The organism is Chryseolinea serpens, assembly GCF_900129725.1.
Lineage (GTDB): Bacteria > Bacteroidota > Bacteroidia > Cytophagales > Cyclobacteriaceae > Chryseolinea > Chryseolinea serpens.
In genome coordinates this window covers 1858240-1877519 of record NZ_FQWQ01000001.1, presented here as the reverse complement: position 1 = coordinate 1877519, position 19280 = coordinate 1858240, and the positions used below count along the sequence as shown (strand labels likewise).

Genomic DNA, 19280 nt, shown 5'->3' with positions numbered 1-19280 from the left:
GGTGTACATTTTTCAAAATGTAAGTTTAAAATAAGGAACCGGGAAGAACGATTGCTGATACACCGTCACAATGGAGTTTGTCCGCGGATTGTAGTTCTGGGTGAAGATGTTTTTGTTGTTGGTCAGGTTCTGCAGATCCAAGGCGACTTCCATGGTGCTGTGTTTATATTCTTTGCGATAAGAGAACCGCAGGTCCGTTCGGAAGTAAGGTGTTTGCCGGTCACTAAAGGCTTCGCTGTCCTTGTAGACCGTCTTGCCATAGCGTTGTGATGTTTCAAAATCGATCGGCGTCAGCGGCTTCCCGCCCACCGTCGTTACTTTTAAGTTGACGGAAAAGAAATCGTTCCTTTTGCCCACGCGCCATTCCTTGCCTGCCAAAGCATTGAAAACGTATTTCGTGTTGTAGGCCGTATTCCTCCAAACACCGTCGCTGCCTTTGTACTGGGAATCGAACAGGGAAGTGGTGAACAAGAAATAATAACCATCCCTAAAGAATCGTTCCAACGTAAACTCCAGCCCGTAGTTTCTCCCTGTCCCTTGATTCACCAAACTGTCGGCACTGGAAATGCCAAAGGACATCCCGGTGTTGATCGCCGAAAATGACGACGGCATCTGCTCCACGGGAACATTTGAAAGCGTTTGATAATAGCTTTCCACTTTGAACCTCACCTTCGACGAAATATTCCAATCATAGCTCAACACCAGGTGCCGGCTCGTCGTGAAGTCAAGATCTTTGTTGGTGAGCAGCATCTCGCCGCTGGCCGTTTTTGTTTGGATGAAATTGGTGGTGATGCTTTGGATTTGGTTGTGAATGCCATAGCCGACGCTGAGCGAATGGCTTCCATTGATAATGTACTGCAAGCTCGTCCTCGGCTCCAAGGCCCATTGCCCATTCAGCGAATAGTATTGCGCATGGAGCCCGGCATTCAGCACCAGGTGCGGATTGAAACGATGCTTCCAGGTGCTGTAAAATTGATAAAGGGTTGTGCGGTCTTTCACATCCAACCGCACCGTGTCGCGTTGTACATTGGCGTAGACGTCGTGGCTATAGAGATCGAAATGCGTGTTGTCGATATAGAAACCGGACGTGAGACTGTTTTTGGCGTTGAATTTTGTCCGCGTCAAAAAGTTTAACGAATATTTTTGCGTGTTCAGGTGGTTCTCCACCCGCAGGTAGCGATCGATCACTTCGTTTTCACTGTTGCGGACCAGCGAATCGGACGACACGTTTTCGCCCGTGCCACTCACGCCGGCGGTGATCCGCATATACGTATTGGCGATGGTTTTTTCATAGTTAGCGCCCACCACACCGGTTTGATATTTTGTAAAGGAATCGTTGTTCTCGCTTCCATACAGGTTGTTGGAGCCTTTGTCCAGGTCGGCCTCGCTTCCCAACAGGTCGATCTTGCTGGAGCCGCCAATGCCGAACAAGGTCCATTTCCCGCCATTGGCCGTGGGCACGCTCACCTTGAAATTGAGATCCTGGTAGTCCGGCGTGTTGGAACCGGTTCCAAATTGAATGCCGAGTGCCTGAAAAACACCCAACGTAGAATACCGGTAGTTGGCCACGTAGGACGCTTCCGATTTTTTTGAGAACGGTCCCTCCGCGCCAAGTTCAAACCCATTAAATCCCACCTGGGCGAGGAGTTCCCGTTTCTCGTTGTTGCCGTCGCGAAGGCGCAGATCGAATACCCCGGCCGTTGCATTGCCATATTGGGCCGGGAAGGCGCTGGTCATAAAATCGGACTTGTCGAGGTTGTTGTTGTTCAGGATGCTCACCGGCCCGCCCGTGCTCCCCACCGAGCCGAAATGGTTGGGGTTAGGTATGTTGAGCCCTTCCATCTGCCACAACATGCCGGTGGGCGAATTGCCCCGCACCACGATGTCGTTGCGACTGTCGTTGCCACCGGACACGCCCGCAAAGTTGGCGGCCATGCGCGAGGGATCGCCGATGGCGCCGGCATAGCGCTTGGTGTCGTCCACGTTAAATGACCTGGCGCTCACCGCGGTGTTCTCGTTGTTGGTGGCGGTCTTGTCGTCGCGGCTGTCGCCCGTCACCACCACTTCTTCCAGTTGACTGATGCTTTCGGTCAGGCTCAGGTTCAGCACCACCTCCTTGCCGGCCGTTACCACAATGTTGGGGATCGTTTGTTCTTCGTAGCCGACGTAGGTCACGCGGAGGGTTTGTCTTCCTGTCGGCACGCCGTCGATCCGGAAGTGTCCGTCGGCATTGGTCGTGCTACCCAAAAGCGTATTGCCGGGACTCACAACGATCACCGTAACACCAACCAGGGGAGTGTTGCTCACCCCGTCCACCACGGTTCCCCTCAGGGTTTGGGTGGACTGTGCATAAAGTCTCGCCGGCGCAAGGCCTGCCAGCAGCATAAAAAACAATAAAGCGCTAAAGGATAATTTGGGGGAGATATGGGGATTCATGCGTAAGAAGTTGTTTTTAACTTCTAGCGCAAAACAGAAAGTCGCGGCTAAAAAAAATGGACGTTTGTAACGAGCGGGGATGAATTAGTGACCAACGACAAAAGTCTGGTGCGAATGACTGCCCCTTGTGACGAATGACTAATTGAGCTCAAACACGTTCCGGAGCTGTTCGATCCGCTCCATCACCTCTTTCCCCTTCGATCGCGACACTGGAATGGTGACTCCCGTGCCCTTGATGGCCAGCTTATACCCATTGGCATTCCCCGTCACGTGCGCGATGGCGTTGATGTTGACCAGGAACGACCGGTGGCAACGGATCGTAAAATGATTGTCCAACTGGCTCTCCACATTCTTCAGGTTGATCCGCAGCATCCGGTTCTCGATGGCCGGCCCGTTCTTCCAATACAGCGTGGAGTAGTTTTCGCTGGCTTCCACATACAGGAGATTCGAAAAAAGAAACTGCAGCGATTCCCGGGTATCCGAATAAATGGTCACCCGGTTGGGATGGACCTGTTCCACATCTTCCCGGATCACCCGGATCTTCTCCAACTCCTGGTTGGCCTTCATGGCATGACGCAAATTTTCCTGCAGGACATTGTTCCGGAGCAGGAGGGTGCCGATCGCCAGGGGGATGACGGCCTGGCTCAATACGTTGGGATAGATGTGCAAGAGTTTTTGTACAAAGGGCATCGTGGGGTGAATGTTTAGCAATTCGAGCGCCACGGCGATAAAAAAACCATCCATCAACAGTTGCCACAATGAGAACACAATGTATTTGCCCACGGTCCAGCTTGCAGGGTCGAAGGTGGCGGGGAATACCTTGGGGAGAAGCACCACACTGCTCCACATCACGACAAAGACGATGGCGCTCACCAGGAAGATCTTTGCCGAATAGGGTGTAAAGACCATCATAAAAACGAGCACAAACAGTGCGATGCCCGCGATGAGAAAGGTATTTTTCCGGTCGTCGTTCAGATAGTAGGGGAACGGCGCTCTTAAGAACTTGCCGATACGTCTTCCTGGTCGGAAAGAGGGGTGTGAGGGCATTTCTGCGACAGAGTCTTTCATGGTTCCGCTGTTTGGGGTTTATGTCGTCAAACAAAAGCAACAAGGCAAAGCGGAAACGTGTTCTATCCCGTCCATCCCAAACCGACCCATCCCATGTGTTTCCCGCTCACTGCTTAGTTCCTGAAACGGATTATACGATTTTCTATTTTGGATGATCGATTAAAAAAGCGTGAATTTTTAAATCGTGTTCATTGCCTATCCACGGGTCTTGATTGTTGCAACAAGCTTTCAGCGATCTGATTTCCTTGTTTCTTTTTCACCTGGACAAGATCATTTGATGATGGATGATAATATTAAATGATTGTTCAATTTAAACCCCGACCAATGGCTTTGGGTTTCGGGGTATTCCCGGAATCAAATAGGAATTGTCATGAAATAACACCATCTTGGTGTTTCGTCATTAGCAAGACGATTCGATCGTGTTCCTCTCCCCATGATCACTTTCTCACGAAATGTAAGCGCCGCCTTAAAAAGCGTCATGGAGCAGCGCCGTCATCACACCGTCAACTTGCGTTGAGCCAATCCTGGATAGAAAGAACACAGAGCCATCTCGTCCACCATTCCCTCACCGTACTTCATAAGACTGGCTAATAGCCTTTGCATGCCGCTGCATGAGAAAGGCTATGGATCGATAATTTTTTTTTAGAACTATAACCTAACACCTAAATGATCAATCGCATAATTCGCATGCTCAAGGGCTATGCATGGTTCAAGCGCCTGAATGCGCGCATCACCTATGAGGCACTCGCCAAGTATATTCCCGCTTCCGACTGGCATTTCATGAACTACGGCTACGTTCCCAAGGACGGCGAGCATGGCATCGATGTTCACGCGACCACCCGCCAACGCTATTCCATGCAGATGTATCATTACCTGGCGTCGAAAACGAATATAGAAGGCAAACAATTGTTGGAAGTCGGCAGCGGCCGGGGAGGTGGAGCCGAATACATCGTGCGTTCGCTGAAGCCCGCTTTCTACACCGGCATGGACATCGCCGGCAGCGCCGTGACCCTTGCCAACAAAATCCACGTCGCGCCCAATCTGAAATTCATCCAGGGCAGCGCCGAAGCCATTCCTCTCGTCGACAATTCGATCGACGTGGTCATTAACGTAGAGTCCTGCCACGGCTATGGTTGTGTTCCGACGTTTTTGTCTGAAGTAAAGCGCGTGTTAAAGCCCGGTGGCTATTTGTTGCTGGTCGATTTTAGAAACTCTGTCGAAAACATGAGGATTTTCAAGGATCAACTCCAGACCGCTGGGATGGAGTGTGTCGAGGAAGAAAATATCAGCGCGAATGTGATCAGTGCCATCGAGGCGGAAGACGAAACGAAAAAGGAGATGATCCGCAAGTTGATCCCCGCGAAGTGGCAAAAGCTCTTCGGTGAATTTGCAGGCATTGTAGGGTCCCCCTTTCATACCACGCTTAAAGATGGCGTGCGTCAATATTACCGGTTCGTGCTGCGGAAAGCGGTTGCCTGAAATACATTTGAACCGCAGAGGCGCAAAGGACGCAAAGAAGAGCTTTGCCTTTCCTCTGCGTCCTTTGCGCCTCTGCGGTTCAAAATGATTTTCCGACCAGGATTACAAAAAAAATAGACCACCCTTTCGAGTGGTCTACCAATACTATATAAAACTCTGAATTAGTTCAATAAAGTAACGTTCACGGCATTCATCCCTTTTCTACCTCTTTCTTCTTCGTATTGAACCTGATCGTTTTCACGGATCTCATCAACAAGTCCCGAAACGTGTACAAAAATGTCTTCGCTAGAGTCTGACGGGGTAATAAATCCAAAACCTTTGGTTTCATTAAAAAATTTTACTGTTCCTTGCATTATTGTTTATTGTATTAAATTGTTTTCAAATAGTGTTCACACCGGTATTAACCCAGGTATGACTTCAATGTTTTGCTTCTCGCCGCATTTTTCAATCGACGAGTGGCTTTCTCCTTGATCTGACGCACGCGTTCACGTGTCAGATTGAACTTCTCGCCAATTTCCTCGAGCGTCATCGCTTCGGTGCTGTTCAACCCAAAGTACATTCCCAGCACTTCCGATTCGCGGGCGGGCAACGTTGAAAGTGCGCGCTGAACTTCTTCAATAAGCGAATCCGACAGCAACCGGGCATCCGGCCGCGCTTCATTGGAATCGCTCAACACATCGAGCAGGCTGTTGTTGTCTTCTCCTTGCGCAAACGGTGCGTCCATCGACACATGGCGGCCTGCGACTTTCAAATTATCCTGCACGTCCTGCGTAGAAACCCCGATCACCTCGGCCATTTCCTCCGGCAAAGGTTCGCGTTGAAATTTCTGCTCCAGGTCCGAAAAGGTCTTCGATATTTTATTCAGCGAGCTCACACGGTTCAAAGGGAGGCGCACAATGCGCGACTGCTCCGCCAAGGCCTGCATGATCGACTGACGGATCCACCAAACGGCATAGGAAATGAATTTGAAACCACGCGTCTCATCAAACCGTTGCGCGGCTTTGATCAAGCCCAAATTACCTTCATTGATCAAGTCACCCAGCGTGAGGCCAGAGTTCTGATACTGTTTGGCAACCGAAACCACAAAGCGGAGATTGGCTTTCGTCAATTTCTCCATCGCCATCTGGTCACCCTCGCGGATGCGCTTGGCTAGTTCAACTTCAACCTCAGCACTGATCAATTCAACCTTTCCAATTTCTTGTAAATACTTGTCCAGGGACTGACTTTCCCGGTTGGTAATCTGCTTGCTGATCTTTAGTTGTCTCATGTGTATGGATTAGTGAATAATAAATACTAGTTGCCCCAAGTCAACGGGTGACTCCCAAAAGGCCATAAATGCAAATGGATTATCTAAAATGGAAGGGGGAGAGAAGATAACGCAGTCGTAATTTCGTGCAAGGTAGTCATTTAAAATGGACATACCTGCATCGCCGGTTTCTTTGTGGGTTTTGTCTCAAATACCGCGATTCCATCGTTTTTAGGCCCTGCCCAGTCGCCACAAGTATTGCAAATGCGAGCCCAGGGCCTTCCAAAGCGAAGTGTGTTCATTGTAGACGATACCGGCCTCCCTGCACGCATCGCGCACCAGGCGGCTGATGGCCGGATAGTGAATATGACTGATCCTCGGGAACAAATGATGCTCGATCTGAAAATTCAATCCCCCCAGCAACCAGTGCAGCGACTTGCTGGACGTGCCGAAGTTTGCTGTCGACTCCACCTGGTGAATGGCCCATTCCTGCACACCGTCCGTTTGAACTCCCCTTATGGAGTGAAAATGCGTTCCCTCCACCACGTGCGCCAATTGGAACACCACGCTGATCACCAAACCGCAAGTGATCGTGATCGTCAGAAATCCCAACAGCCACCACAACCAACCTACCATCAAAATCGGGATAAACCCGTAGACGCCCAGGTAAATGACCTTCGTGGCCCAGAAAACAACATGTTCTCTCGCTGCCAAAGCTTTCTGCTCACCCGTCACAGACACTTTGCCACTGAAATACTTGACAAAGTCTTCATAAAAGATCCACGCCAGGTACGAAACACCATACAACACCACCCAATAGAGGTGTTGGAAACGATGATATCCATGAAGCGGCTGATCGGCATGAAGCCGCATGAAAGGCTTCACATCGATATCGGAGTCCATGCCGTCTACATTGGTGTAGGTATGATGGTTGATATTGTGCTTGATCTTCCAGTAATACGAGATCCCTCCCAACACATTCAGGAAATATGCCGAAATGCTGTTCATTCGCGCATTCGAAGAAAATGCCTGGTGCCCGCCTTCATGCATCACATTGAATCCGATCAACGCCAGGTTCACACCCAACGCGACACAAAGCAACAAAGCGATGGGGGCGATCGGAGTAAAGAAAACCAGAACGACGTACAGAATCATCGAAGAGAGCACCTGCAAGGCACTTTTCACATACAACTTCCCATTGCCGGCAGGATGAAGTTTTGACACCGTAAAGTAATCATCGACCTTTTCCTTCAGTAATTTATAAAACGTGCCATTCCCTCCCTTAAAGGAGTATTTCAAATTGAGCGATCCCATTACAAGGAAAACGACGCAAATGCGAACTATGTTCACGTTTTACGATATATACTTTCATGCCTCACGCTGAGTGATCTCTTCATGCCGACGCCATCCAAGTCCAACCATAGACGCGCACCCACCGCTTTGCCCTCCATTCCAAGACACAGATCACCCATTTGTTGGTGTCCCACCAACAAATCCCTTTCAGCATCCCCACACACCCAAGCGTCACGACCCGCAAAGACATTCCCAACGATAGACACAATACACCCGTTCCGCAATCGTTGCAACCCCTATGCTACACGCCGTTTGCCGCTTCACCAAACTGCCCACCCAAACCATTCTCCGTGATAACCCTGATGTTACACTTTTTAATTTCTCAACACCTCATAAATCCACGCTCCGAAGCCGCTCAACCCGCATCCCCTGAAAACAGGATTTTCATTCACCGGCATCGTTTTTTTTGGTGATTAAACCCCGGACCCCTTGAACTTCTCGCAAAAAATTTCAGATTGCCAGTTGTTTACAGCAATCCCTAAAACCCTCTATGATGCGCTTTATACCTTTCTTCCTTTTCATGGTCGTGGCCACCAGCCTGCAAGCCCAGGTGGACAAGGCTCCAGCCTACCCGTTAGTGACCCACAATCCCTACTTCAGCCTCTGGTCTTTCACCGACCGCGTCAACGAAGGCCCTACCCGGCATTGGACGGGCAAGCCGCAGGCGTTGCTGGGGTTGATCAAGGTGGATGGAAAAATATACAACTTCCTGGGCCAACCCGAGTACCCGCTGCTGGACGTTCTGCCCACGGGCGAAACCAAGCCCTACGATTGCCGCTACACAGAACAAAAACCCGGTGATGGTTGGATGGATCCCAAGTTCGACGATGCCACCTGGACCGCCGGCAAAGCGCCGTTCGGCACACCCGAAGCCAACCCGGCCACCGTCTGGTCATCGCCGGAGATCTGGGTGCGACGCACATTCGATTTTAAAGAAAGCACATCCTTCGAAAAACTACTCCTCCAACTCCGCCACGACGACGATGTGGAGGTTTACCTGAACGGCGAGAAAGTATACAGCTGCGAAAATTGCTGGACCGGCGACTACACAACCTATCCGGTTTCCGACGCCGTGAAGAGCAAGCTCGTGAAAGGCCGGAACGTGTTGGCCATGCATTGCATCAACCCGAGAGGCAACGCCTGGATCGACGCCGGTTTCGCGAGACAAGAGTCCCCCAAGGAACTGACACCCGCCGTGCAGACCGCGGTGCGGGTCACGGCCACCCAAACCAAGTACACGTTCCAATGCGGCCCGGTGGCCCTGGACCTCACCTTCCTAAGCCCGCTCTTAATGAGCGACCTCGACCTGCTGTCGCGCCCCGTGTCCTACGTCAACGTGAGCGTTCGCTCCACCGACAACAAGCAACACGCGGTGCAACTGAACCTCAGTGCGTCTTCCAACCTGGCGGTGAACTCGGCGAAGCAACCCGTGGTGGCCGAGCGCAAAGCGGAGGGAGGCTTTCAATGGTTGAAGGCCGGCACCGTGGAGCAACCGGTCCTGAAACGAAAAGGCGACGATGTGCGCATCGATTGGGGCTATGCCTATGCGGTGGCCGCCGACAATGAAAAACCGTGGCAAACCATTTCCTCGATCGACGAGCTGCTAAAAGGATTCGCTGCTACCAAGCCTTCTGCCGGCAAGCCATCCGTTACGGGCACGTCGCTCTGGCTGAACACATTCTTTGATGTGGGCACGATCAGTAGCACAGCCGTTGACAAGACCCTTATGCTGGCCTACGACGACGGCGATGCCATCCAATACTTCAACCAAAATCTGAAAGCCTGGTGGAGCAAAGACGGGGCAACGCTCCCGCAAGTGGTGAGCAAGGCCTGGAAAGATTTCCGGTCCATCCAATCGGCTTGTAAAACGTTTGACGAAAAACTTTTTGCCGACGCCCTGCGCGCCGGAGGCGAAGAATATGCCAAGCTGTGCGTGATGGCCTATCGGCAGGCGATTGCCGCCCATCAGTTGGTGAAGAGCCCGCAAGGAGATATTCTTTTTCTGTCGAAGGAGAACTTTAGCAACGGGTCTATCAATACCGTGGACGTTACCTATCCCTCGGCGCCGTTGTTCCTGGTCTACAATCCCGATTTGTTGAAGGGAATGCTCAATGGCATTTTCTATTACAGCGAGTCCGGGAAATGGGCGAAGCCCTTCGCGGCCCACGACCTGGGCACCTACCCGCTGGCCAACGGCCAGACCTATGGCGAGGACATGCCCGTGGAAGAGTCGGGCAACATGATCATTCTCACGGCCGCCATCGCCAAAGCGGAAGGCAACCCGGCCTATGCGCGCAAGCATTGGGCTACCCTCACGCAATGGGTACAGTTCCTGGAGAAAGATGGTTTCGACCCCGGCAACCAATTGTGCACCGACGACTTTGCGGGCCACCTGGCGCGCAACGCCAACCTGTCGGTGAAAGCCATCGTGGGCATCGGCGCCTATGCGCAAATGGCCGCGGCCCTTGGCGAGACCGCGACCGCCACGAAATACAAGGCCCTGGCAAAAGACCTGGCACTGAAATGGATGCCGCTCGCCGCCGATGGCAACCACTATACCCTGGCCTTTGGCCAACCGGGAACGTGGAGTCAGAAATATAATCTCGTGTGGGACAAACTGCTGGGCCTGGAGCTATTCCCGAAAGAAGTCTACGCTACGGAAGTGAAATATTATCTCACCAAACAAAATGCCTTCGGCCTGCCCCTCGACAGCCGCAAGACCTACACCAAGTCGGATTGGATCCTGTGGACCGCCACCCTGGCGGATAACCGGAAAGATTTTGAGGCGCTGGTAAAACCGGTGTATCACTACGCCACCGAAACGCCCACCCGCGTGCCGTTGAGCGACTGGCACGAGACCTTGGATGGACGACAAGTCGGGTTCCAGGCCCGCAGCGTGGTGGGTGGATATTTTATAAAGTTGTTGGATAAGTAAGCAGGAAGCGCTGCGAAAGCCCTGGGGTACATAACAGGCGAAATGCCTGGAATAATTATCTTAGGGAAAACCAGAACGCTTATGCTTATGAAAAAAATTACCAGCCTGATGGCGCTGTCTTTCCTGGCAGCGTCCGTCATGGCGCAGTCCTCCAATTTCAACGGGCTCGAGATGAACCTGGGCAATCTCTCTCGCTTGTCCAATGCGAAGACCCGTTCCATCTGCGCCGAAAATCCCACGGGTGAGCCCGGCAAAGGCGGCGCCGCCACACTGGAGCAGGGCAGTGCCCGCAACGCAGCGCGCGACCTTGGCCAGGGATGGAAGGTGAATCCTTTCGTGGTGATCGAACCGGGGCAGACCTACACCATGGCCGAGATCACAGGCTCCGGCGCCGTGCAACACATCTGGATCACGCCCACGGGCAACTGGCGCTACTCCATTCTTCGCTTTTATTGGGACGATGAAAAAGAGCCTTCCATCGAAGTGCCCGTCGGCGATTTCTTTGGCATGGGATGGGGTGAATATGCCCACTTGAATTCAATGGCCGTCACCGTCAACCCGGGCAGTGCATTCAATTGTTATTGGTCGATGCCCTTCCGCAAAAAATGCAAGATCACGATGGAGAACATCGCCGCCGAAAAGATGACGTTGTACTACCAGGTGGACTACACGCTCACGGATGTCCCTGCCGATGCCGCCTATCTTCACGCCCAATTCCGCCGCAGCAATCCCACCAAGGGCTCCCTCTTCACGCTCATCGACGGTGTGAAAGGCAAAGGACAATATGTGGGCACCTACCTGGCCTGGGGTGTGAACAACAACGGCTGGTGGGGCGAAGGCGAGATCAAATTTTTTATGGATGGCGACACCAAGTTTCCCACGATCGCCGGCACGGGCACGGAAGATTATTTCTGCGGCTCCTATAATTTCGAGAACCGGAAGACCCACCAATACCAGGAATTTTCCACCGCCTACACAGGCCTTCACCAGGTGATCCGCCCCGACGGTGTCTACACCTCACAGCAGCGTTTCGGTTTGTATCGCTGGCACATCATGGACCCCATCCGTTTTGAAAAAGATCTGAAAGTGACCATCCAGGACCTGGGCTGGCGCAGCGAGGGACGCTACTTGCCGCAACAGTCCGACATCAGCGCGGTGGTATATTGGTATCAAACCGAGCCCCATGCTCCTTTTCCAAAGTTGCCGGCGAAGAATGACCTGGAAGTGAATTGAACGGATGCCGCGCATCCTAAATCAGTAGACGAGTATCTTGAATCAACTTATATTGCAGAGTATCAATCTCGTATTTTATCAACGAATCATTTAACATGAAGCATACTTTTAAAACCATTCCCTTCCTCTCATTTTGTATAGCACTTGCCCTGCTGTCGTGCTCGAAAAAAGAAAAACCGGCCGACGCGATAGCAGCCGACACGGTGAAGACCGTGCGCGAGGTATGGACAAAAGAACAAGCCAACGCCTGGTATGCCCAATGGGGCTGGCTGCGCGGCAGCGACTTTATTCCCAGCACGGCCATCAACCAATTGGAAATGTGGCAGGCCGAATCGTTCGACACGGCCACCATCAACCGCGAGTTGGGTTGGGCGGAGTCCATCGGCATGAACTCCATGCGCGTGTACCTGCACCACCTGGCGTGGGAAGTGGATCCGGCGGGTTTCAAAGACCGCATGAACACCTACCTCACCATCGCCGACAAACACCACGTCTCCACACTGTTTGTGTTCCTGGATGATTGCTGGAACCCCGAATACCAATCCGGCAAACAACCCGAACCCAAAACCGGCATTCACAACTCCGGCTGGGTCCGCGACCCCGGCCCGCGCATCTTCGCCGACACCACCCATACCTCATTCGACTCCACTCAGTTGGCCACGCTCGAAAAATACACCAAGGACGTGCTCACGCATTTCAAAGACGACAAGCGCATTGTGCTTTGGGATTTGTATAATGAACCAGGCAACAGCAACAATAAAAACAAATCGCTGCCGCTGTTAGAAAAGATGTTCCAATGGGGACGTGAAGTAAATCCTTCGCAGCCTTTGTCGTCTGGTGTGTGGGCAGGAGATTTGGTGGATTTGAATAAATACCAACTGGCCAACTCCGACGTGATCACGTATCATAACTATGACGTGCCCGAGGAGCATCAAAAATTGATCGATAGCTTGAAAGCGTATGGACGCCCTTTGATTTGCACGGAATACATGGCGCGCACACGGGGCAGTTTGTTTAGCAACGTCATGCCTATGTTGAAGAAAGAGAATATCGGTGCGTATAACTGGGGATTTGTTTCCGGGAAGACCAATACGATTTATGCGTGGAACAACCCGATGCCGAAAGGTGGGGAACCTAAATTGTGGTTTCATGATATTTTCAGGAAGGATGGAAAGCCTTATAAGAAAGAAGAAGTGGATTTGATAAAGTCTTTGACGGGGAAGAAGTGATCAATTCCAGAAGCGTCGCCCGAAAGTCAGGGCTAAAGCCCTTCGTGCATTATCTCAATAACCCTGGCCTAAAGGCCAGGGTTATTCGATTTGTGGTTTGGCGCTTTGACTGAGGAGCCAGGATCGTTCGATAAGAGTAAGGCTGACGTTTATGTTGAGCTTCAGCGGATGGTTCGGAACTGAATAACCCTGGTCTTTAGGCCAGGGTTTAGGCCATACATCCGTGAGAGGCTTTAGCCCTGACGATTGATGTCGAGGCTGATCTTGATCTCCGATGAGCTGCAAAGGTATTTATGTTGACCCCAGCCCTTAGGCTGGGGTTAACAGCGAAAATCCATAGAGGGCTTTAGCCCTGAACAATTCGGGCCACTGCGCTTTATCGCTGAACACCTTCAAAAAAAAGAAGCTGCCCTTTCGAGGCAGCTTCTTTTTTTATGACTTGAAAGGTTCTTTTATTTTGTCGAGAACTTGAAGACGGTTTGAGAGGTGTAGGTCTCACCCGGGTTCAACACCGTTGTGGGGAACTGAGGTTGGTTGGGTGAATCGGGGTAGTGTTCTGTTTCCAGGCAGAGGCCGTAGCGCTTGGCATAAGTGGTGTTGTGTTTGCCGGTGATGGAACCATCCAGGAAATTGCCAGTATAGAATTGAACTGCCGGTTCGGTGGTGAACCCTTCCAGGAAGCGGCCGCTGGCCGAGTCGTAGAGGGTGGCGAAGGGCGTGAGGCCGGGGCCGGTTTTATCGAGCACCCAGCAGTGGTCGTAGCCGCCACCCATCTTGATTTGGGGATCTTTGTCGTCGTTGATGCGCTCGCCTACTCTGTGGGGTGTCAGGAAATCGAAAGGCGTGCCTTTCACGTCTTGCAATTTTCCAGTGGGGATGAGGCCTTTGTCTACGGGAACAAATTTGGAGGCAGCCAGCGTGAGCGTGTGGCCGAGGATGTCGGTCTTGGTGTTGCCCGACAAATTGAAATAGGTATGTTGGGTCAGGTTCAACACCGTTTTCTTGTCGGTGGTGGCCTTATAGTCGAGCTTTAATTCGTTGGCGTTGGTGAGCGTGTAGTTCACTTCCACCTGCAGGTTGCCGGGATAGCCTTCTTCCATGTCTTTGCTCAGGTAGGTGAGCTTGAGGGAAGCACCATCGGCCGAGGTGGAGGGGGTAGCGGTCCATACCACCTTGTCGAACCCTTTCACTCCGCCGTGCAAGGCATTGGGGCCGTTGTTAACGGCCAGGCTATAAGTTTTGCCGTCGAGGGTAAATTTGCCTTTGGCGATGCGGTTGCCATAGCGGCCCACCAGCGCGCCAAAAAAGGGAGAGGCTTTCAGATAGCCCTGCAGGGAATCATAACCGAGGACGATGTCTTCGAAGGTGCCGTTCTTGTCGGCCGTTTTCAGGGTGGTGATCAAGCCGCCGTAGTTGGTCACGGTCATTTCCGTGCCTTGGGTGTTTTTCAGCGTATACAACGTCACCGCGGTGCCGTCGGGCAGCGTGCCGTAGGGAGCCTCACTAACGGAGGGACCATGGGCTGCCGAGTCAACGGCTTGGGTTTCGGCGGGTTGGTCCGTTTTGGGTTTGCACGAATTCGTCATAAGCATTACGGCAAGGCCTACAGGCAAATAAAGCAGGTATTTTCTCATAGCAAAGGGCTGGGGTTAGTATTTTCCTTTTTTATAGTGAACCTCCGACAGCGAACGCAGCCGTTCGGCGCTGGATTCCGGCGTAATATCGCGCTGCGGATTGGCCAACATCTCATACCCCACCATAAATTTCTTCACCGTAGCCGACCGCAACAACGGCGGATAAAACACCATATGCCAATGCCACTCCGGGTGTGCTTTCCCGTCGGTTGGTGCCTGGTGAATGCCCGCCGAATAGGGGAAAGATACGGAGAAAAGATTATCGTAGCGCGTGGTCAGGCGCTTATAGGCGTCGGCAAACGCGTTGGTTTCGGCGGGTGTCATCTCCGTGATGGCGGCCATGGCGCGTTTGGGGACGATCATGGTCTCGAACGGCCACGTGGCCCAGAACGGGACCAACGCTGCGAAATGATCATTTTCAAAAACGATCCGCTGCGCCGCCCGGTGTTCCTGCTGCAGGTAGTCGCTCAACAAGGTTTTGCCGTGCTGCTCAAAATAAGCCAACTGGTGTTCCTGCTTTTTCAACGGCTCCACAGGCACCGACGCCTGGCTCCAGATCTGTCCATGCGGGTGTGGGTTGGAGCATCCCATGACCGTTCCTTTGTTTTCGAAGATCTGTACATGGTTCACAAAAGGCTTGCTGCCCAGCGTGGCATATTCGTCCTGCCACAACCGCACCACGGCTGCGATGTGGTCTACCTCCATTTCGGGAATGGTGAGGTCGTGCCGCGGCGAAAAACAGATCACGCGGCAAATTCCTTTTTCTGTTTTTGCCTGCAACAAGCCGTCGTCGATCGTGCCGTCCGGAACGTGTTCCACGATGGCGCTAAAATCGTTGGTGAATGCGAACGGGCCGGTATAGGTTGGGTTGTATTCGCCGTTGGAGCGCTTGTTGCCGGGGCAGAGATAACACGTGGGGTCATAGGCCGGGATGCTTTCGCCTTCGGTTTTTTCCTGCTGTCCTTGCCAGGGGCGTTTGGAGCGATGGGGCGACACCTGCACCCACTCACCCGTCAACGGATTGTATCTGCGGTGAGAATGTTCTGAAACATCAAAAGCCATACGGGAAATTAAAGTAAGGAAGGTTTGGCAATGGTGGGAATAACGCTGGTGCCGTCTTTCAGGGCCACGACGTAGGCATGCATATCGCGGTGAATGTTTTTGCGATAGGCGCTGCTCAGCGTCTCGATAAAGGCATTGACGCGGCCCTTTTGTACGAGGTTGATCGTGCAGCCACCAAAGCCTCCGCCCATCATGCGGGCGCCGATGACACCGCCAAATTTTTTGGCCTCATCCACCAGGAAATCCAGTTCGAGACAGCTCACTTCATAAAGGCGCGATAGTCCGTCGTGCGTTTCGTACATGCGCTGACCAAAGGAGGCCAGGTTGCCCTTGGCCAGGTCGTCGGCCGCGAGCAGCACGCGTTGGTTCTCGGCGACTACATAGGTGCAGCGGTCATATTCTTTGGGAGAAAACTCCGCGCGGTGCGCCTCGATCATGTCGGGGGTGACATCGCGCAGGCTTTGGATGGACGGGTAGTGGGCCTTGAGGATCGATACGCCTTTTTCGCACTCGGCGCGTCGCGTGTTGTAGGCCGTGTTGGCAAGGGAGTGTTTCACCATCGAATCACAAAGCACGATGGCATAGTCTTTCAGATCGAGGGAAAAATATTCATAGGCCAGCGAACGGCAGTCCAGCACAAAGGCTTTCCCGGCGGCACCCATCATGCTCGAAAACTGGTCCATGATGCCGCATTTCACCCCGACATAGTTATGTTCCGACCATTGGGCGATGTGAATAAGTTCGAGTTTGGGGATCCCAAACCCATGCAGGTGATCCAAAGCAAAGGCAAACCCACACTCCAGCGCCGCCGACGACGACAGTCCCGCACCCGTAGGCACATTGCCATCGATGATGGCGTGAATGGGTTTCACGTCATAGCCCTTATCCACAAACTGGCGCACCACGCCCAGCAGGTAGTTGGCCCAGGATGGAAACGTTACTTTTTCGGGATGCTTCACATCAAACTCGAGGGTCTCGTCGTGCTTCACCGAATACAGCGTGGACCGGGGGTCTTCCGAGGCGCCGATGGCCACCAGGATGTCGCGGTCGATGGCGGCCGGCATCACAAAGCCTTCGTTGTAGTCGGTGTGTTCGCCAATGAAGTTGATCCGACCCGGCGAGCGCACCAGGAGCGGTTCTGTTTTATAGCGTTCTAAAAACTTGTTCCGGATTTCGGAAGGTTGGAATTCGGGTCCTTTTGGCGTCAACACGTTTGGCTGATTCATGATCGGTTAGCGATTAAAAAATGGTTTAGGGAGATAGAGGCGTGGCTGGGGAAAAGGGCCCGCAGCCAGCGGCCTTCTATCAGTGCCAAATTAAAATTTAACCCAAACTATTAACTTAGCGATGCTAAATACGGTCACTTCCGCGAGATAAACAGCCCGATGGACAATGCTTTCTTGAAAAAACGATTCCGGCAACGTTATCATTTGTATACCTTTGAGAACGGCCGCCGGCGATCTCCCCGCTTCGATCAAAACGCCCGCGACATACCCCGCACAGGCAGATGAAAAATACCCAAGCCACCATCCGTGACATTGCCATTAAACTGAACATTTCCATCTCCACGGTGTCGAGGGCCTTGCGGGGTGCGCCCGACGTGAACCCGGAGACAAAAAAGGCCGTGCTGGAGATGGCCGAAAAACTTCACTACGAACCCAACCGCGTGGCGCAAAGCTTGCGCATCAAGCGCACCAACACCTTGGGCATCATCGTACCGGAGATCGCGCTGCATTTCTTCTCCTCGGCCATCAGCGGCATGCAGGAAGAGGCGTCGCACCATGGCTACAGCATCATGATCTGCCAGTCGCTGGAATCCTATGAAACCGAAAAGCAGAACGTCCACATGCTGGCGGCCAATCGGGTGGATGGCATGTTCATATCCATGTCCAGCGAAACCAAGGACTATGCGCACATCCAGCAACTGCTAAACAAAAACATCCCCGTGGTCCTGTTCGACCGCGTGACCGATAGCCTGCAGGTGGCCAAAGTGGTGGTCGACGATCACGACGGTGCCTTCAAGGCCGTGGAACACCTCATCAAGACCGGCTGCCGTCGCATCGCCTACATTGGCGGCCCGCTCACCTTCTACATCAGCAACCAACGCAAACGGGGCTACCTCGATGCCCTGAAACAATACAACATCGCACCCGACGAGGAGCTGATCGTACATTGCCAGGAGCTGCACCACGAACCCGTGGAGCGCGTCAAACGTTTGCTCCAGTTGCCACCCGACAAGCGTCCCGATGCACTGTTTTGTCTGAACGATCCCATCGCCCTGCCCGTCCTGCAAATGTTGAAAGAGCAGTCGATCCGCGTGCCGGAGGACATCTCCGTGGTGGGCTTCACCAACGAACCGGTGTCAGGATTTATCGAACCCTCGCTGACCACCGTGTCGCAGCCCTCCCACGAGATGGGGAAGAAGGCTATCGAACTTTTTATACAACAAAACCAGGATCTGGATAATTTTATACCGGCCACCGAGGTGATGAAGACGACCCTGGTGGTGAGGAATTCTACACGGAAAATTTGAGATCAGGATCCGGAATCCAGGGGGCAGAATATGGGAAATCTGACGTTGAACATTCTATTTATTTTATTTGTTGAACCATCATGAACTGGAAAGAAGTATTAACCCTTGCTAAGAACGGGAACCTCACCCCCGACAGAAGAGTAGAGCGAACCGACGAAGAGTGGCGCGAGCTCCTCGGCCCCGAAGAATTTCAGATCCTGCGCAAAAAAGGAACAGAACGCGCCTTCACGGGCGAGTACTGCGAGATCCACGAGCCTGGCCTCTATGCCTGCCGCGCGTGTGGCACCCCGCTGTTCGACTCGCGCCAGAAATTTGAATCCGGCACGGGCTGGCCCAGCTTCAATGTGCCCGTGAAAGAAAATGCGATCCAATACAAAAGCGATACCAGCTATGGCATGGTCCGCGTGGAGGTGATGTGCAACGTTTGCGATGGACATCTCGGACACGTTTTCCCGGATGGACCGGCGCCTTCGGGGTTGCGATATTGTATTAACTCGGCGTCTATACGGTTGGTGGAGGAGAAGGAGAAAGTTTGAATTCAGTAGTTAGTAGTTAGTAGTCGGTGGGTGTTGGTTGGTTGGGGTAGGGTCGAGGGATTTGATACAGGCGTTTAGCATTTTGCTGACTTCTTTGGCGAGGGGTTCGAGTGAGGGGTTGCTGCCGTAGGATAAGTCTTTTGATAGGATGATGTAGTATTTACATTCCTCGCGCGAACCATGGGCGATATTGAGCATCCTGATCTTTTCCCGCGAGGAGCGCCTTGTAAATCCTTCAGCAATATTGGCCGCAACGGAAACGCCCGCACGGCGGAATTGCAATGTCAAGCCGTATTGTTCCTCCTTTGAAAAATTTTGGGTTAACCGATAGACCGCCAACACAAATGCGTGCGCCTTCTGCCAAACAAGCAGGTCCTTAAAACTCCTCAATGCTTCCATACCGGACTATTAAAATTACACACAACAAGACTATAGCAAGTTAGTAACTGCACTCCATCAAATCAAATTCCCTCCAGAAATGAACTGTCCCCTTACCACCTTCAATCCAGATTCTGACCACCCAGCTACTGGCCACT

At 52.5% G+C, this 19280-nt stretch carries 15 protein-coding genes; 6 read left to right on the top strand and 9 right to left on the bottom strand.

What is annotated here, in order from left to right; all coding sequences use genetic code 11:
* Positions 1-12: 12 nt before the first annotated feature.
* Together BUB30_RS07280 and BUB30_RS07275 are read right to left on the bottom strand one after the other, a co-directional pair.
* Positions 13-2436: a TonB-dependent receptor gene (locus BUB30_RS07280; RefSeq protein ID WP_245804041.1), complete on the bottom strand. Its 2424-nt coding sequence runs from the start codon at positions 2434-2436 to the stop codon at positions 13-15.
* A 138-nt stretch (positions 2437-2574) separates the two neighbouring features.
* Positions 2575-3504 (bottom strand): LytR/AlgR family response regulator transcription factor, encoded by a 930-nt coding sequence (locus BUB30_RS07275; protein WP_073132337.1) that lies wholly within the window; start codon positions 3502-3504, stop codon positions 2575-2577.
* A 666-nt stretch (positions 3505-4170) separates the two neighbouring features.
* Here BUB30_RS07275 and BUB30_RS07270 point away from each other — a divergent pair.
* The gene (locus BUB30_RS07270; protein ID WP_073132335.1) at positions 4171-4983 is read left to right on the top strand and encodes a class I SAM-dependent methyltransferase; all 813 of its coding nucleotides are present in this window, start codon (positions 4171-4173) and stop codon (positions 4981-4983) included.
* A 161-nt stretch (positions 4984-5144) separates the two neighbouring features.
* On the opposite strand, the gene BUB30_RS07265 is transcribed toward BUB30_RS07270, so the two are convergent.
* The 3 genes from BUB30_RS07265 to BUB30_RS07255 form a co-directional block, all read right to left on the bottom strand.
* Positions 5145-5339, bottom strand: coding sequence for a cold-shock protein (locus BUB30_RS07265; protein WP_143164797.1), 195 nt, complete (start codon positions 5337-5339; stop codon positions 5145-5147).
* Between the two features lie 44 nt (positions 5340-5383).
* A complete protein-coding gene (locus BUB30_RS07260; RefSeq protein ID WP_073132330.1) occupies positions 5384-6250 on the bottom strand; it encodes a sigma-70 family RNA polymerase sigma factor in 867 nt (288 codons plus the stop codon).
* Positions 6251-6460: 210 nt separating this feature from the next.
* On the bottom strand, positions 6461-7579 hold the full coding sequence (locus tag BUB30_RS07255) for a fatty acid desaturase family protein (RefSeq protein WP_245804040.1): 1119 nt from the start codon (positions 7577-7579) through the stop codon (positions 6461-6463).
* A 493-nt stretch (positions 7580-8072) separates the two neighbouring features.
* Between BUB30_RS07255 and BUB30_RS07250 the strand changes: the two genes are divergently transcribed.
* The 3 genes from BUB30_RS07250 (at position 8073) to BUB30_RS07240 (ending at position 12979) form a co-directional block, all read left to right on the top strand.
* Positions 8073-10517: a glutaminase family protein gene (locus BUB30_RS07250; RefSeq protein ID WP_143164796.1), complete on the top strand. Its 2445-nt coding sequence runs from the start codon at positions 8073-8075 to the stop codon at positions 10515-10517.
* Positions 10518-10604: 87 nt separating this feature from the next.
* A complete protein-coding gene (locus BUB30_RS07245; protein ID WP_073132326.1) occupies positions 10605-11750 on the top strand; it encodes a glycoside hydrolase family 172 protein in 1146 nt (381 codons plus the stop codon).
* A 95-nt stretch (positions 11751-11845) separates the two neighbouring features.
* Positions 11846-12979 carry a glycoside hydrolase family 2 TIM barrel-domain containing protein gene (locus tag BUB30_RS07240; RefSeq protein ID WP_073132324.1) on the top strand — a complete coding sequence of 378 codons (1134 nt, stop codon included), beginning with the start codon at positions 11846-11848 and terminating at the stop codon, positions 12977-12979.
* A 452-nt stretch (positions 12980-13431) separates the two neighbouring features.
* Here the strand turns inward: BUB30_RS07240 and BUB30_RS07235 are convergent, their stop codons facing one another.
* Genes BUB30_RS07235 through galK form a run of 3 tightly spaced genes read right to left on the bottom strand, consistent with a single transcriptional unit; the run spans position 13432 to position 16901 of the window.
* On the bottom strand, positions 13432-14613 hold the full coding sequence (locus BUB30_RS07235) for an aldose epimerase family protein (RefSeq protein WP_073132323.1): 1182 nt from the start codon (positions 14611-14613) through the stop codon (positions 13432-13434).
* Positions 14614-14628: 15 nt separating this feature from the next.
* Complete coding sequence (locus BUB30_RS07230) at positions 14629-15675, bottom strand: UDP-glucose--hexose-1-phosphate uridylyltransferase (protein WP_073132320.1); 1047 nt, start codon at positions 15673-15675, stop codon at positions 14629-14631.
* 8 nt (positions 15676-15683) lie between these two features.
* A complete protein-coding gene (galK, locus tag BUB30_RS07225; RefSeq protein ID WP_073132318.1) occupies positions 15684-16901 on the bottom strand; it encodes a galactokinase in 1218 nt (405 codons plus the stop codon).
* Positions 16902-17182: 281 nt separating this feature from the next.
* Here galK and BUB30_RS07220 point away from each other — a divergent pair, with 281 nt between their 5' ends.
* Together BUB30_RS07220 and msrB are read left to right on the top strand one after the other, a co-directional pair.
* Complete coding sequence (locus BUB30_RS07220; RefSeq protein WP_073132315.1) at positions 17183-18208, top strand: LacI family DNA-binding transcriptional regulator; 1026 nt, start codon at positions 17183-17185, stop codon at positions 18206-18208.
* A gap of 80 nt (positions 18209-18288) precedes the next feature.
* The gene (msrB, locus tag BUB30_RS07215) at positions 18289-18744 is read left to right on the top strand and encodes a peptide-methionine (R)-S-oxide reductase MsrB (protein ID WP_143164795.1); all 456 of its coding nucleotides are present in this window, start codon (positions 18289-18291) and stop codon (positions 18742-18744) included.
* A gap of 9 nt (positions 18745-18753) precedes the next feature.
* Here msrB and BUB30_RS07210 read toward each other — a convergent pair whose 3' ends face one another.
* Entirely contained in the window at positions 18754-19143 is a 390-nt protein-coding gene (locus tag BUB30_RS07210) for a four helix bundle protein (protein WP_073132311.1), read from the bottom strand.
* Positions 19144-19280 lie beyond the last annotated feature (137 nt).